We start from the raw sequence: 233 nt of genomic DNA on the forward strand, positions 1-233 counted from the left end.
CGTGGCCCCGTCCTGCAGGAAGCCAAGCGCCTTGAGGAAGAAGGCCACCGCATCCTCAAGCTCAATATCGGCAACCCGGCACCCTGGGGCTTCGAAGCCCCGGAAGAAATTGTCCAGGACGTCATCCACAACCTGCCATCGGCCCAGGGCTACTGCGACTCCAAGGGCCTGTTTTCGGCGCGCAAGGCTGTCATGCAGGAAACCCAGCGCAAGGGCATTCGCAACGTTACCAT

Annotated in this window: 1 pseudogene; it reads left to right on the top strand. The window is 61.4% G+C overall.

The annotated features are described in order from the left end of the window. Window positions 1-233: pseudogene (locus MO867_RS23145) on the top strand (aminotransferase); the annotation flags it as partial.

The sequence above is a fragment of the Microbulbifer okhotskensis genome (assembly GCF_023895975.1).
In the GTDB taxonomy this organism is placed as follows: domain Bacteria; phylum Pseudomonadota; class Gammaproteobacteria; order Pseudomonadales; family Cellvibrionaceae; genus Microbulbifer; species Microbulbifer okhotskensis.